The organism is Microcoleus vaginatus HSN003, assembly GCF_022701255.1.
Classification (GTDB): Bacteria; Cyanobacteriota; Cyanobacteriia; order Cyanobacteriales; family Microcoleaceae; genus Microcoleus; species Microcoleus vaginatus_B.
This window is the reverse complement of the sequence record NZ_CP031705.1, coordinates 6,030,553-6,045,685: the sequence shown is the minus strand read 5'-3', so window position 1 is coordinate 6,045,685 and position 15,133 is coordinate 6,030,553. Positions and strand designations below refer to the sequence as shown.

The following is a 15,133-nucleotide window of genomic DNA, read 5'->3' as shown; positions in this document are numbered from 1 at the left end:
CTCTATTTTCAAATAAGTTGAAAATAGCTCCATTTATTAATCCATCCCAGAACGCGGACGGATGCGATTCAACTGATTGATTGCCCAGCGAGCAGTTTCCTGAACTTCTGGATCGGGATCGTCCGTCGCACGGTGCAACAAGTAACTGATTTGATTCACCAATTCGTAAACCCGCGTCAAGTCGCGAATTGCATTTTTACGCACTTCGGGATTTTCATTTTGCACCGAAATTGACCACGCATTATTCATGGGTTTGAGCGTGCGAATGCCAATTTCCGAGAGACTTGCCAAAACTAAACTGTACTGCTTCGAGTCGGAATTTGGTAGCAAATCGAGCAACGGCTCAACTGCTCTGGAATCTCCCCGTTGGCCTAGTTCCCAAATTGCTTTGCCTCTTTTTGCCGGATTTAGGTGCTGCAAATCTTCAATCAGTGCTTCAATAATATCAACTTTAGGTCTACCATCCGTTTCGGAAAGGGCAATATCTTTCTTGCGACTCGCTAGGGAATCGCCTTGATTAGTTGTTTCGGGAATGTTGAAACCTGTGTTGCTGTACCCATTGCTGTGACTTTCCAAGGGTGAGGTGTCGGAATTAATTCCATCGCCCTCGAATGCTGCATCGTCGGATTCTGATTCCCCGGATTCCCGGAGAAAAGATCGATCGCTGCTGTCGAGACTGTTGTCTTTTGGCAAATCCAAAGGGTAGGGCAAGGCTGACAGCGGTTTTGATAGCCCAGAAGAATTCTCTTGCTGTGTATTTCCGTGCGAGTTTGTAGGAGAATCGGGATTAGTAAATTGAGAGTTTCTTGGGTTGTGGCGATCAAATCTTCCCCGTCTTCGCTTAGAATGATTTGCCTCGTCACTGCTAACTAATTTGAGCATGATAAATACTGCCGCTGCCGTGACGACAACTGCTGCCAAACCCAACATTAAGAGCCCCCGCTGACCAGACAAAATGACGATCAAATTGGATACCGATCTCGGGATCTTAGAATTAGATTTGGACGTTTTGGACGGCTGAGATTTGTTTTTATCGGGCGCTGGAGACGGTTTTGGAGGCTTGGAATCCTGGCGATCGTCTGGGGGAGAGTTCGCCTGAGCAATTTCTGGGGAAACAGCCCGGTAGGAAGCATTGAGAGCCTGGTGCTTTCCGTCCGCACTTGGACTGAACGCAGCGCCCAGACAGGCAATGCAGGTTAACAAACATACAGAGGAGCGGTAATGCGCCATAAGACTCAATCCGGGTTTTGAGAGGCAACGCCGCATGACGAGCTTTAGTTTAACCTTGAGTTAGCTCGATCCTAGCTGCTATGGGCTTAACTAACTCACTAATAGCACCAGACTAACGAAAAACCCTGGTTTGAGAGGGCACCGAGCCAGATATCATAAGCACAATTGTGTCATTGACGTGCAACTCCTTTAAATAATTAGTTTAATTAGTTTAAAACGAACAACTACATCGGCGGCTGCGACTTTAGCCGCATCCAGAAAGTTGATTGCAGCTAATCTCACCTACGTGCAGTGTGCAGTGCAGGCCCTGCAGCGCAGCACTGCGGGGGCGCTAGCAGACGATTGTGGCTCGCCGTCGATTTCTCACGAATAGCGTGGCATGACCAAAAGTTTAACAAGCTTCCGAGCCTGCAGGTCGATCGTTTTTGTGTGAATTTGGGCGACAGTGGGACAGGGGCATTGGCACTGGTAACGAGAAACTAGGTTTTTTCGTTAATTCTTCGCTGCTAAACCGCATATTTTCAGTACATTCCAGGATGCACTCTCGACGCTCACAAATCCCTTTTATTTACCACAAATGCTGTAAGAAAGAGAGTGCTGATTTGACCGATGTTAATTTGAAGGGGGCAATTATGCCGGATATAGCAATCCTCGCATCATTTGTGAATTTCTTATGGACTCAGATCGGGTTCGGGGAGGGTTGGGGTGGGATAAAAAATTTACTACTCCTGCAAGGATTCCTAGAGAACTGTTTAGACGATCGACTAAGATAACCGTTAGGCAATATTGTATTCAGCAAGCAAACGCCAAAAATCATACTATCTTCTAAAAGAAGGGTCGGATTTAGTTAGAAGCTATAGTGAGAGCGAGTATACCCTTTCACGCACGCGCCCTCTCCCCACGTTCTGTTTATTTGTACCTACTTACTTAAGTTAAATCTCTGGCTATTTAATCTTGTGTCGCCAAATTTGATATAAGATCGAGCTAAATTTCTAGTGTGAGAGTAGAGGCGTTTGTGAGCCAACAAGATATTTTAAATTTAGCAAAAGAAGGCGATGCCAGGGCGATCGCCTTTCTGATCAGCCAAGCACTCCAAAGCTTCGGCGTCACGGCCAAAGCCAGCCGCGAAAATGACACCCTGCACCTGCTGCTGGAAGCAGAACATTTACCCGCAGAAGAAGCCTGTCTCCGAGTCGCAGTCAAAGGGTTGCAGCGGCTGCAACCAAATAACCTTTACTCAGTGACAGTTTACGGGCGGCGCGACGGCCAACAATTGCCCGCTTGGACTCAGACCGTAGAATTAAAAAAACGCTTGACTTCCGAAACCGTGAGTCCGTTAGTTGCCGTGAATGCCGCAGTAGCTGCGAGTGCAGCAGTAGCCGCTAGTGTAGCCGCTTCTCCCATTCCTGTGACTTTGCCCAAGCTAGAAAAACCTCAAAATGTCACAACTGCGCCCACTCAAACACCAGAAAAATCTCCGCCCCAACCCCCTAAAATCCCAACTCCAAAACCCACAAACCAACGGCAGCAAAAGCCATCACCCCAGGCAAAATTAGTAGGCACTAAAACAAAAAAATCTGGGCTGTCAGTAGGTGCTCTGAGTCTAATTCTCGTACCGATATCCGGCTTTGTTCTGGCTTCTCAACTTTACAAATCCTCAACCACCGCTACTAATAACCCTCTCACGTCAAAGCCTGCGGTACAAGAAGTGATCTCGACACCAGCACCAGCAGCCGCAACCAAACCCCTTCCAGCAGATCCAAAATCGCCCTCCCCGGCTGCCAAAAAACCTGCCATTGTGCCCGCAACTGTCAGCATCAAAGCAGTTGGTGACATGATCCCCGGCACAAATTATCCCTACAACAAACTGCCGGCAAAAAAAGAGCTTTTATTGGCGGCCGTAAAACCGTACCTCAAAGGAGCTGATATTCTGTTTGGCAATTTTGAAAGCACGATGACCGATTATCCCTACAGTTCCAAAGCAGGTGGCGGACGAATGCTGTTTGCATTTCGGACGCCTCCGAGTTACGCCAAAATCTTCAAAGATGTTGGTTTTGATATTTTGAGTATTGCCAACAATCACTCTTACGATTTTAACGAGCAAGGATTTAATGACACGATTAAAAACATCGACAGCAATGGCATGAAGGCTGTTGGTAAAAGAGATCAAATTGTTTATAAAAATGTCAAGGGTGTGAATTTTGCATTTATCGGTTTCAGCAACTATGGCGACGTTCACAATTCTTTGCTGGAACTGAAAGCAGGATCAGAAGTTGTCAAAAAAGCTAAGGAAAAGGCTGATATTGTAGTGATATCAGTTCATGCTGGAGCTGAAGGAACGGGAGCTCTGAATGTGAGAAATAAAACTGAGTTCTTTTACGGAGAAAACCGGGGAAATATGGTTTTGTTTTCGCGGACGATGATTGATGCGGGAGCAGATTTGATTTTGGGACATGGCCCGCACGTTCCCCGAGCGATGGAACTTTATAAAGGGAAATTGATTGCTTATTCCCTGGGCAATTTTTTGGGTTATCGCACTTTGTCCACGGCAGGAGCACTCGGTCAATCTCTAATTTTGGATGTGAAAATGACTCCGCAAGGGGATTTTGTTTCTGGTAAGATTATCCCCGTCCAACTTGACGGCCGAGGTGTTCCGGCTGTTGATAACAATTTTAGGACTGTGGGGTTGATTGACCGTTTGACAAAGAGCGATTTTCCCAATAGCGGTTTGACAATTGATGACAAGGGACAAATTTTGAAAAAGAGTAAGTAGTTATTGGGAATTGGGAATTTTAACTGGTTCCCCGGCTCTGCCTGGGAACCTATATCCAGAGCCTCGGCCTCGAAAAGCGATCGGGAAAATTGGAGGCTGAGCCTCCGGATCTGCGTTACCAGGCAGAGCCTGGGAACAAGTAATAATCAATCACCCATTACAACTGATTAGTGATCAATCATCGTTTTCAAAGCTTCTTTCATTTCGTCTGCTGTCGTCGTTGCCGTACCGAATTGACGCACAACAATACTAGCCGCCAAATTGCCCAAAACTGCCGCTTCCCAACCAGATGCACCGACGCACAAAGCTAAAGTCATTGCTGCTACAACTGTATCTCCAGCACCGGTTACGTCGAATACATCAGTCTTGTTAAAAGGGGGAATGTCCCAACTTTGAATGGCAAATTCCCCCTTTTCACAAATGGATGTTGGAGGTGGTGAATTTTTGATTTCTTCGCCGTTCGCTCTTTCAAACAAAGTCATCCCTTCTTCGCCGCGAGTAATCAGGATTTTTTGAGCTTGAGTTAAGTTCAATAAATCGCGTCCTGCTTGCATTAAAGTTTGAGGGTTTTTGATAGCATATCCGACGGCTTGCTCGGCTTCGGGCAAGTTCGGAGTAAATAACATTGCTCCGGAATATCGCTGCAAATTGGTTTGAGCGTCTACAATTGTTTTGCCGGGAACCACTGCCGATTCGATCGCCAAATTCGTCAAAACTCCGTCGCCGTAGTCGGAACAAACCACTGCATCTACTGTCGGTATTTGCTGCCGGATGTAGTCTGACAGTTGCAACTGCAAATCTAAATCCGGCAACTCGTCCGATTTGCGATCGACTCTGACAATTTGCTGAGTCACCGACTGCCGCGCGTGCCCGGAAATTCGAGTTTTGGTGACAGTTGGACGCTGCAAATCGATCAAAATCCCACCCGTATCAATTCCCGCCGCCTCAAAAATACCGCACAAAGCCTTTCCCTGGTCGTCTTTTCCCACCAAACCAGCAACTTTTACTTTGCCTCCCAGTTTGGCCAAATTATAGACAGCATTTGCGCCACCTCCGGGTACTTGCTGAGTATTTTCGTAGCGCAAAATCAACACAGGTGCTTCGCGGGAAATTCGCTCTACTTGTCCGGTAAGAAACTCGTCCAAGGTCAAATCTCCGATCGCTAATACCTGCGCTTGATCGAAGCAGTCTAATCTTTTCAATAATTGCTCTGTTGAGGCACGCAGTTGAGGCAAAAAATCGGAATAGTCGTTAGTCATTAACCCAAAAAATGAGACTGTGGAGTTGATAATTGAGTGTGGAACGAGCGGGAATTAAAAATCCTAATATAAATTAATAATTAATTTCCTCCCTTGTTTTATTTTTAACTTTTAATTGATTTTCTCACTGGGATTTTGAGAAACCAGTTTCAGGCTATTGGCGATCGCATTCGCTCAAACAATTGGGCAAAAAAATGCGGATAAAATCGCCGCCATTGAGACTCAACTGAAAGTTGCACGGTGTGGAAGTTTCCTTCTACATAAGTGCCTTCAAAAAACAGCAGAATTATTTCAATTTCTGCTTGATGATCGTAATCACCTGACTCATTTGTTTTTTGAGTGCATCAATTTCCGCTTGCATTTTCGCCATTTTCGCAGTCATCGCCTGAATTTCGGCGGCGCCCGCTCCAGAGCTGGGTGCAGCGGCTGCTGCTGGGGCTTCCGGCACTGGTTTCTTTTTGGCCAGTACCATCGCCGATTTGATTGCCTCGGTTAGCTGCTTCTTCTCAAACGGTTTGGCGATGAATGCAAAAAAATGCTTCTCAAAGGGTTTCGGAATTTTTTCCATCACCTCTTCTTCGCGGCCCGACATGATCACCAAAGGTATCTTAGAAAGCTCAGGATGGGCTTGCACTTTTTGATACACTTCCCAACCGCTGACTTTGGGCAGTAGGAAATCTAACATAATTAGATTTGGGCGGGCTTGACGGATCAGTTTGAGTCCCTCTTCGCCGTCTTTTGCTTCTAGAACTTCAAAGTTACCCTGAGGCAACATCTCTCGGACTCGGACGCGGATGACTTTACTGTCATCGATTACCAAGATTTTTTGACCAGCCACGACTGACTCCTTCAGTAATGAATGAGTGATGATTTGCAACCTTCAGTATATCCCTAACAGAATTCTACCCATAATTCTGGGCGAGTTTAGTTTTGTTGCACTTGGGCGCGATTCTAATTTCGGGTGATACTCCTACAAGTTCAGGGGCTTTGATTTCGGATACGATCGAAGGAATTAACTTGATCGCCACTTAATTTTATGTCGCTCCCAACTCCTCAAACTCCTACTGTCAAAGTAATTGCCGCCCAAATGCGGGGTGAAATCGAGGCGATGCCGGAGTGGTTGCGTAGACCCGTTGGCAAAGCTAGCGAACTTTCGCAAGTGCAAAAAATTATTAAACAGCGGCAAATTCACACGATTTGCGAGGAGGGCAGATGTCCCAACCGGGGCGAGTGCTACGCGCAAAAAACGGCGACTTTTTTGTTGATGGGGCCGACTTGCACCCGCGCTTGTGCTTTTTGTCAAGTAGATAAAGGTCATTCTCCGATGCCCCTAGACCCGGAGGAACCGCAAAAGGTGGCCGAGTCTGTGCAGTTGTTGGGTTTGCGCTATGCGGTGCTGACTTCGGTGGCGAGGGATGATTTGCCGGATGGAGGTGCGGGTTGGTTTGCAAGGACGATCACCCAAATCCGCCTCTTAAACCCGGATACTGAAGTGGAGGTACTGACGCCGGATTTTTGGGGGGGAATCGGGAGGAATTCAGAGGCGGAGAATTTCGGCCTCGATGAGTTGCAGCGAGATCGGATTCGCACGGTGGTGGAGGCTAAACCGGCTTGTTACAACCACAATATTGAGACGGTGCGTCGCTTGCAAGGGCCGGTGCGGAGGGGGGCCAAGTACGATCGCTCGATCGACGTTCTGCGTATTGTTAAGCAATATGACCCAACTATTCCCACCAAATCCGGTTTGATGTTGGGACACGGGGAAACCGAAGCCGAGATAGTCGAAGCGATGACAGATTTGCGAGATGCCAAGTGCGATCGGCTCACCCTCGGTCAATACATGAGACCATCTCTAGATCACCTCCCAGTGCGTAAATACTGGACGCCGAGCGAATTTGACCGTTTCGGGTCGATCGCGCGGGAGATGGGGTTTGAGCGCGTGCGATCGGGGCCTCTCGTCCGCAGTTCCTACCACGCCGGAGAGAGCGATTGAAATTAATCTGAATTCAACTCGGTATAAACTCCTTGTTACAAAAAATAACTCTAGAGGATTGTGCATAAGTGCGACGCTCTCTGCTATTTGTGAATAGAGTGACATTATGAATTAGGAGCTTTACCTATGCCAGAGATAGCGAAGAACCAATTAAAATCCGAGTCCGTGATGAAAACGGGCAAATTCCCTTACACATTTCGCGCAGGCTGGTTTCTGTTGCTGTTAGCAATCAATTTTGTGGTTGCAGGCTTTTATTTCCATATCATTGAATAGTTCTGCAAGTTAACTTTTAGCAGACCCTGCTGTTCTTGACCTCAACGTCGGAGGATGGGAGAGGGGGAGAGGGGGAGAGTTGGGAGTTGGGAGCTGGGGAGAATATGACTTTATTCTTCTAACTAATGACTACTGACTTCTACCCTCTTCCCTCTTCCGTCTGACTCCTGACTCCTGACTCCCGACTTGGGTTCAATAATTAATCCCTGTATCCGTGTCAAAATCCGTCTCGTGTCTTCCTTCTTCCCTCTTTCTTCTAACTAATGACTTCTCTAGCGATTTCTCGACGCTTCTAGCTTTGACAACCGCTCTTGAATTTTAATAACATCTTGCTTAGTTTCAATTGCCAAAGTTGCTAAATTGTCAAACATCGGGTCTCCCGACAGCGTTCTAGGATTTTTGCGATCAGAACCTGAAGGGGCAGAAGACTGAGGCCGGTTAACTCTAGAACCTTGATTCTGCAAACTGTAGATTTGTCCTCGGAGTTCAGAAATTTGACGTTCTAATTGAATAATGCGAAATTCTAATTGAGTTGTGGATTGAGCGGGTGTAAAAATTGGCGCAACAGCAATTGCTAAGGCACAAGCCAGACACAAAACACAGAGTTTCAGAGCGCGATGGCGAAATTTTTTCGGCATAGCTTTAATAATTTAAATTATACCAGTTCTAGGATAACAAATCGCCGATATTTTTGCCTCTATCAGAAGTATGTCTTATGGCAACTAGGAACGTAGTTATTTTAATGTTCGATGATGTCGAGGTACTGGACTTTGCAGGCCCTTTTGAAGTGTTTTCGGTGGCATCAGAATTAAGTAAGGGCCATCGACCTTTTGCAGTCTCTACCGTAGCCGAGCATCCTGGTGCTGTCAACGCCCGCAATGGTTTGAGTGTAAATCCCGACTGCACCATTTCCGATTGTCCGCCACCGGATATTTTAATTGTACCGGGAGGACAAGGTACGAGAAAGTTAATCGATAATTCAGCAGTTATTAACTGGATAAAAGATTGTGCGCGAACAGCAGAATTAGTGCTTTCTGTCTGTACGGGATCGCTGCTTTTGGCCAAAGCTGGCTTGTTGGAAGGTTTGGAAGCAACTACACACCATCAAGTATTAGATTTATTGAAAGAATTAGCTCCCAACACAACTATTATCGAAAATCAGCGATTTGTAGATAACGGCAAAATCATCACTTCTGGGGGAATTGCTGCGGGAATTGATATGTCTTTGCACGTTGTTGGCAAACTTTTGGGTACAGCACAAGCTGAACAAACAGCAGAACACATGGAATATCAAATGGGGAATTAGTAATTGGGCATTGGGCCTGGTTAATGGTATAATTTGCGCGTATGGGCGGGTTTTACCAACCATAATTGCCTAAAAAAAACAATTTCGTAAACCCGCCCCGCCCATACAGGAACCATACACGAAGGATGCTACCGGACGTGATATCAAGCATCTTCGCCCCAAACTTTTAGTTGTAAATAAACTAATATCAAAGCTATAGCCATCAGGAAAGTTGCCGCTGCGGCTGCATAGCCAAAATCAAATTGCGAAAAAGCTTGCTCGTAAATATAATAAACTAGCAAATTAGTAGAGTTCAAAGGGCCGCCGCCGGTGATAACGTAAACTTGCTCGAAACTCCGAAGAGTAAAAATAGCAGTAGTGACCGTAGCAAATACTAAAGTCGGCCGCAAACCGGGTAAAGTGATGTACAAAAATTGCTGCCAAGCATTAGCTCCATCCAGTTCTGCGGCTTCGTAACGATTTACCGGAATTGCTTGCAATCCTGCTAAAAATACTACCATATTAAAGCCTAATTGTTTCCAAACACTGAGCAGAATTATCACTGGCATTGCCCAAACTGTGCTACTCAGCCAAGGAATTGGATTTAAGCCGATCGCACTTAGGGCATTATTCACCGGGCCTGCGGTTTGAAACAACCACCGCCAACCCAAGCCAACTGCAACTAAAGAGGTAATCGAAGGAATAAAATAAGCGGTGCGGAGAGCTCCTCGCCAAGCAAACGAGCGATTTAGTAAAACTGCTAAGCCCAAAGGAATCACCAAACTGGGAATGACTGTTGCAGTAGTAAAATAGAGCGTATTTTGGAGAATTTGCCAGAAATCCGGGTTTGTGACTAGACGCGAGTAGTTGTTCAAGCCAATCCAACGCACTCCCGACTGGGTAAAGCTGCCGCTGGTAAAGCTGAGGTAAAATAAATAGGCGATCGGCCAAATCAAAAAAGTACCCAGAAACAGCAAAGCTGGGGCCAGGAAAGTCCAAGCTGCGATCGCATCATTATCCAACCAGTTAAAACGCCCAAATTTAATCCGAACCATTGGCTTGTAAATTTTAGCTTTTAGTTTTAAATGGTATCACAATATAGGTCAATATCAAAATGAACCTTCTCGATATATTAGCTCATTTACCCACTATAGAAACTGAAAGGCTCCTGCTCAGAAAAATTACTTTAAACGATGCGAGCGAGATGTTTGAGTATGCCTCAAACCCCGAAGTATCACAATACACAATGTGGTCAACCCACACCTCGATTGAAGACACTAAATACTTTCTCAAGTCACTTACAAAAATGTACAAAAGACGAGAGCTTGTAGATTGGGGAATTGTCCACAAAGTCGAGAAAAAGTTTATCGGGACTTGCGGATTTGTGGAATGGAGCATGACGCACAGCCGCGCGGAAATTGGCTACGCACTCTCTAGGAGCTATTGGGGCGAAGGATACATGAGCGAGGCTGCTAATGCAGTTATTGAATTCGGCTTTCGGGAGATGTTGCTGAATCGAATTATGGCTCGATGTGAAGTTAACAATATTGCTTCCGCTAGGGTGATGGAAAAAGTGGGGATGCAATTGGAAGGGGTATTGCGACAGCACCTATTTGTGAAAGACAGATATTGGGATCTAAAACTTTATTCGATTCTCAGGGAAGAGTTTTTTGAGAATATTGTAGAATAAGAGTGAATCAGTAGGTCAGCGAAAAAAAATATACTTAGGACTTAGGCAATATTTCCATGTAGAGTGCGACCAAGCACACCTTACCCTTTACCTGTATTGTAGAAGACGAGTGAATAGTTTTTATCTTTATGACCGCTAATCCAGTATCTGTTAATTCCCATGCCTGCCTGATTTCTCCTGAGATTGGCAAAAGTGCGCTCGCTGCGGCCCATCCTCCATTAAAATTAGGAGTTTTAGCATCAGGAAGCGGCAGCAACTTCGAGGTAATTGCCCAAGCCATCCAAAATCAACAACTCAACGCTCAAATCCCAGTATTAATTTACAATAACCCCGAAGCCAAAGCCGCCGCCAGAGCAGAAAAATACGGCATTCCCTCGATTCTGCTCAATCACCGCGACTGCAAAAGCCGCGAAGAATTAGATACAAAAATTGTCAAAGCTTTTCAAGAATATGATGTAGAATGGGTCGTGATGGCGGGTTGGATGCGAATTGTTACCAAAGTTTTGTTTGATGCTTTTCCCGATCGCGTTATTAACATTCACCCCAGTTTACTGCCGAGTTTCCCAGGAATTCGCGCCGTCGAGCAAGCACTAGCTGCCAAGGTTAAAATCACCGGATGTACGGTGCATATCGCCCGTTTAGAAGTAGACAGCGGGCCCATTTTAATGCAGGCTGCGGTGCCCGTATTGCCTGAGGATACCGCAGAAACACTGCACGCGAGAATTCAGGTGCAAGAGCACAAGATTATGCTCGGTGCGATCGCACTTATTGCCGAATCTAATCGAAAATATTGTGACTAAAAACCTCACCAGTGCTGCATCTTCCCCGGAATTGCCTGTCAGCGAATCACCCGAAATAGGCCCGTCGCTGACAGACTCCAATCGCCTGAAATTAATTCTCAAAGAAAGGCTCAAAAGGAGCATCGGCCTCAAGGGAGAATTCTATCTGCCTTGCTTGCCATCGATGCTAGACGACTATCTTAAATTACTGTCAGACTTCTTAAACATTCTCGGACAAAACATCGACGCTGCCCAAACCGAAAACTTACGAACATTAATCGCCAACGCCTTAGCAGAAGGATTCAAAAATTCCCCCCACGCTCATCTAATAGTCTCATATTTTCCCGCCAATTCCCAAACCGGTTTAGCCGGCGGCATTACTCTGAATACCAAGATTCAAATCGAATCGATGGCCCAAAAATATCATAGCTGGCCGGATATTCGTCCCGAACCTTTATTCGGCAGCCATCCCGATACCAAAGTCATCGCCACTGCCGCCGAATTAGGCGAACCGGGAAAAGCACCTATTTTAGATGTCGGTGCGGGCCCAGGGCGCAATAGTTTGCCTTTAGCAAGGTTAGGCCATTCCGTGGATGCGATCGAACTAACACCGATATTTGCCGAGAAGCTATCAGCAGCAGCAACCGCCGAAAACTTGCCGATAAATGTCACCCAAGGCGACGTTTTAGACCCCTTATTGAGAATGAAAACTTATCGGTACAAATTAGCCATTGCTACCGAAGTTCTCTCTCATTTCCGCTACCCCGAACAAATTCGTTTGTTCCTCGGCAAAATGTCCGATGCCGTTTTAAGTGGCGGGTTTATATTATTCAGTGCTTTCTTAGCTGTAGATGGGTACGAACCCGACGAGATGGCCAAACAAATGTCTGAATTGTGTTGGTCTTATCTGATTACCAGACAAGAATTGCAAGCAGCAATAGAGGGTTTGCCGTTAGAAATTATTTCTGATGAATCGGTGATTGAATACGAACAAAAACATTTGCCTGATTCTGCGTGGCCGCCGACACCTTGGTTTGTCAGTTGGGCTAGCGGGCGCGATTTATTTCCCGTGCAACAAACACCGCCGTTAGAGTTGCGGTGGATACTTGTTAAACGCTTGTAAGCTGTCGCGCATTTAAATTGTATATTCAGGGCGGGCGAGACGCCCACCCCACAAGACTTTGATTTTTTTTGACAGACAATTTAAAGGCAGAACAGTTTAAAGAGTTAGTATGGTGCGTCACAAAGTAGTTTATCGATGATTGATAAAATAACGCCGTCTAACTCACATCTTGCACCATTCTTAAGAACAGGCTTTCCGGCCTGTTCCACAAAGACGGAGTTTTCTTGTGGGGTGGGCATCCTGCCCGCCCGCAAAAGGCTAATTGAGAATGGTGCAACATCTCAGGTCTAACGCAGCCTACAACAAATTTTAGGGGTTAAAAATCCAATCCTAAACCTCGGATGCCCGCAATTGTCCGCAGGCGGCATCTGCTTCTAAGCCGCGAGAATACCGCACGCTAACTGCAATTTTCTTTTCCTTCAAAACCGCAACAAAACTGTTAATTCGATTGGGAGTCGGTCGCTTATATTCAGCTTCCTGAATCGGATTGTAAGGAATCAAATTGACGTGACACTGAAAACCGCGCAAGTGATTTGCTAACTCGGCTGCGTGTTCCGGTAAGTCATTCACACCTGCTAAAAGTACGTATTCAAAACTCAATCTGCGTCCAGTCGATCGCACATATTCCCGACATTCTGCGATTAACTCACCCAAAGGATAAGGGCGGGCGCTAGGAATTAACTCTTCGCGCAATCTTTGATTGGAAGCGTGGAGGCTGACGGCGAGGGTAACTTGCAGTTGATGTTCGGCTAGTTGGCTGATGCGGTTGCGAATTCCTACTGTGGAAATGGTGATATTTCGCTGTCCAATTCCTACGTCTTGATTCAAACACTTGACAGCAGCTACAACATTATCGAAATTCAGCAGGGGTTCGCCCATTCCCATAAATACGATGTGGCTGACTCGGCGGCCGAAATCTTGCTGTACTGTCAAGACTTGATCGACGATTTCGTGTTTTTCTAAATTGCGCTTGAAACCGCCTTTTCCGGTAGCGCAAAAGTCGCAGCCCATCGCGCAGCCAACTTGGGCTGAGACGCACACAGTCAGCCGTTTATCGGTGGGAATGCCTACTGTTTCAATGATTTGACCGTCTGCCAATTTTAAGAGATACTTTACGGTGGCGTCTGGTGCGACCGATCGATAATGAATGGTCGATCGCCCGATCGGAATTTTAGCAACAGTCTCGCGCCACTGTTTCGAGAATACAGAAATGTCAGAGAGCGATCGCGCACCTTTCTCATAAATCCACTGGTACAACTGCTTTCCGCGATAAGCCGGTTGTCCCTGCTGCTGCACCCACTCCGTTAACTCAGCCAAACTCGCCCCCAGCAAGGGCGGAATTTTACCCGACTCAACAGCCAAAGCAGCAGTCTTGCGAGACTGATTCGCACCCTTGGAATTACCAGAAGAGTACACCTGAGAAACGGAAGTAGGAGACATAGGTCATCAGAAAATTTAAAGCCACCCTCTATTTTAAAACTTCTCTACCAAAGCTGCCGTTAATCCTCCAAAAGGTGAAGTCTCCATCCCCCTAAATCCCCCTTAATCAGGGAGACTTTAAGAATAATCCGGTTCCCCCCTTTAAAAAAGGGGGTTAGGGGGCTCTTATTGTGGACTCACAAAGAACACTCCAGACACCAATGTCCGCAACAAAGTTAATTTTTGGCAAAATTCCCCAAAAATGGCGTGTAAATGACCGCCGCCACCTAAAATAAACTCTGGAGTTTGTTAAAGGGTATGCAAATTTGACAGCTTTCCATCACAATTAATGCAACTTTTATGGTGCTAAATATTCTTGCGCTGCCCTTAGCGTTTCAATTTACATCGCCCGGTCCAATTATCTTTCAACTTGGCCCCGTAGCCATTCGCTGGTACGGGCTGTTGATAGCTTCTGCCGTCTTGATTGGGGTCAGTCTGTCCCAATACTTGGCCCAAAAACGCCGTGTTAACCCGGAATTGCTGGGTGATTTGGCAATTTGGCTGGTTATCGGCGCTATTCCCTGCGCTCGAATTTATTACGTGGCTTTCGAGTGGCAGCAATACGCCCAGAGGCCAGAGGATATTATTGCGATTTGGAAAGGCGGAATTGCCATTCACGGGGCGATTTTGGGCGGCATGATCGCAGCTTTAATTTTTGCGAAAATCCAGCGAGTTTCTTTTTGGCAATTGGCAGATTTAATCGCGCCCTCGGCAATTCTCGGTCAGGCGATCGGACGCTGGGGAAATTTCTTTAACTCCGAAGCTTTTGGCAGTCCTACGGATTTGCCTTGGAAACTTTATATTCCCCCCAACAGCCGCCCGCCCGCCTACGCTAATTTTGAATACTTCCACCCCACATTTCTCTACGAATCCCTGTGGAATTTGACAGTATTTGGGTTGCTTCTGACTTTGTTTTTCCGCGATTTGCAGGGCAAAATTCGCTTGAAAATTGGTGCTTTATTTTTGGTTTATATCGCAGCTTACAGTTGCGGTCGAGTGTGGATTGAAGGGCTGCGAACTGATAGTTTGATGTTCGGGCCACTGCGGACGGCACAGATGGTAAGCTTGACTGGGATTGTTTTAGGCTTGGGTGGGTTAGCTTGGCTTTATTTACTCGATCGACCTTTACCCGATGTTGTCTCCCCCAATAGCGATCGGGCAAAGATCACTCAGAAATCCCCAGAGGATCAATAAAAAACCCCAGAGAGGTTAGTCTCTAGGGTTCAAAACCAGGGTGCATCTACCATCT

14 protein-coding genes are annotated in these 15,133 nt (G+C 46.2%); 8 read left to right on the top strand and 6 right to left on the bottom strand.

The features are described from left to right. Positions 1-36 precede the first annotated feature (36 nt). A complete protein-coding gene (locus tag D0A37_RS25900) occupies positions 37-1,230 on the bottom strand; it encodes a HEAT repeat domain-containing protein (protein WP_242718804.1) in 1,194 nt (397 codons plus the stop codon). 1,015 nt (positions 1,231-2,245) lie between these two features. Between D0A37_RS25900 and D0A37_RS25895 the strand changes: the two genes are divergently transcribed. Beyond that, entirely contained in the window at positions 2,246-4,003 is a 1,758-nt protein-coding gene (locus tag D0A37_RS25895; protein WP_242718802.1) for a CapA family protein, read from the top strand. 167 nt (positions 4,004-4,170) lie between these two features. Here the strand turns inward: D0A37_RS25895 and D0A37_RS25890 are convergent, their stop codons facing one another. After that, positions 4,171-5,262: a bifunctional heptose 7-phosphate kinase/heptose 1-phosphate adenyltransferase gene (locus tag D0A37_RS25890; protein WP_242718800.1), complete on the bottom strand. Its 1,092-nt coding sequence runs from the start codon at positions 5,260-5,262 to the stop codon at positions 4,171-4,173. Between the two features lie 286 nt (positions 5,263-5,548). Beyond that, positions 5,549-6,100 (bottom strand): response regulator, encoded by a 552-nt coding sequence (locus D0A37_RS25885; RefSeq protein ID WP_242718798.1) that lies wholly within the window; start codon positions 6,098-6,100, stop codon positions 5,549-5,551. 198 nt (positions 6,101-6,298) lie between these two features. Between D0A37_RS25885 and lipA the strand changes: the two genes are divergently transcribed. Both lipA and D0A37_RS25875 read left to right on the top strand, forming a co-directional pair. Further along, entirely contained in the window at positions 6,299-7,255 is a 957-nt protein-coding gene (gene lipA / locus D0A37_RS25880; protein ID WP_242718796.1) for a lipoyl synthase, read from the top strand. 126 nt (positions 7,256-7,381) lie between these two features. Next, on the top strand, positions 7,382-7,528 hold the full coding sequence (locus D0A37_RS25875; protein WP_242718794.1) for a photosystem I protein PsaX: 147 nt from the start codon (positions 7,382-7,384) through the stop codon (positions 7,526-7,528). 272 nt (positions 7,529-7,800) lie between these two features. Here the strand turns inward: D0A37_RS25875 and D0A37_RS25870 are convergent, their stop codons facing one another. Further along, positions 7,801-8,166 (bottom strand): hypothetical protein, encoded by a 366-nt coding sequence (locus tag D0A37_RS25870; RefSeq protein WP_242718792.1) that lies wholly within the window; start codon positions 8,164-8,166, stop codon positions 7,801-7,803. 77 nt (positions 8,167-8,243) lie between these two features. On the opposite strand from D0A37_RS25870, the gene D0A37_RS25865 reads away from it, so the two are divergent. Then, the gene (locus D0A37_RS25865; protein ID WP_242718790.1) at positions 8,244-8,834 is read left to right on the top strand and encodes a DJ-1/PfpI family protein; all 591 of its coding nucleotides are present in this window, start codon (positions 8,244-8,246) and stop codon (positions 8,832-8,834) included. A 143-nt stretch (positions 8,835-8,977) separates the two neighbouring features. On the opposite strand, the gene D0A37_RS25860 is transcribed toward D0A37_RS25865, so the two are convergent. Next, positions 8,978-9,868 carry a carbohydrate ABC transporter permease gene (locus tag D0A37_RS25860; RefSeq protein WP_242718788.1) on the bottom strand — a complete coding sequence of 297 codons (891 nt, stop codon included), beginning with the start codon at positions 9,866-9,868 and terminating at the stop codon, positions 8,978-8,980. A 59-nt stretch (positions 9,869-9,927) separates the two neighbouring features. Between D0A37_RS25860 and D0A37_RS25855 the strand changes: the two genes are divergently transcribed. The 3 genes from D0A37_RS25855 (at position 9,928) to D0A37_RS25845 (ending at position 12,405) form a co-directional block, all read left to right on the top strand. After that, positions 9,928-10,503 (top strand): GNAT family N-acetyltransferase, encoded by a 576-nt coding sequence (locus tag D0A37_RS25855; RefSeq protein ID WP_242718786.1) that lies wholly within the window; start codon positions 9,928-9,930, stop codon positions 10,501-10,503. A gap of 128 nt (positions 10,504-10,631) precedes the next feature. Beyond that, the gene (gene purN / locus D0A37_RS25850) at positions 10,632-11,303 is read left to right on the top strand and encodes a phosphoribosylglycinamide formyltransferase (protein WP_242718784.1); all 672 of its coding nucleotides are present in this window, start codon (positions 10,632-10,634) and stop codon (positions 11,301-11,303) included. Then, positions 11,296-12,405, top strand: a complete 1,110-nt coding sequence (locus D0A37_RS25845; RefSeq protein ID WP_242718782.1) for a class I SAM-dependent methyltransferase — start codon at positions 11,296-11,298, stop codon at positions 12,403-12,405. The genes purN and D0A37_RS25845 overlap by 8 nt, the downstream gene beginning before the upstream one ends. A gap of 330 nt (positions 12,406-12,735) precedes the next feature. On the opposite strand, the gene rlmN is transcribed toward D0A37_RS25845, so the two are convergent. Next, a complete protein-coding gene (rlmN, locus tag D0A37_RS25840; RefSeq protein ID WP_242718780.1) occupies positions 12,736-13,845 on the bottom strand; it encodes a dual-specificity RNA methyltransferase RlmN in 1,110 nt (369 codons plus the stop codon). Positions 13,846-14,184: 339 nt separating this feature from the next. On the opposite strand from rlmN, the gene lgt reads away from it, so the two are divergent. Beyond that, entirely contained in the window at positions 14,185-15,078 is an 894-nt protein-coding gene (lgt, locus tag D0A37_RS25835; RefSeq protein ID WP_242718778.1) for a prolipoprotein diacylglyceryl transferase, read from the top strand. Positions 15,079-15,133: the final 55 nt, after the last annotated feature.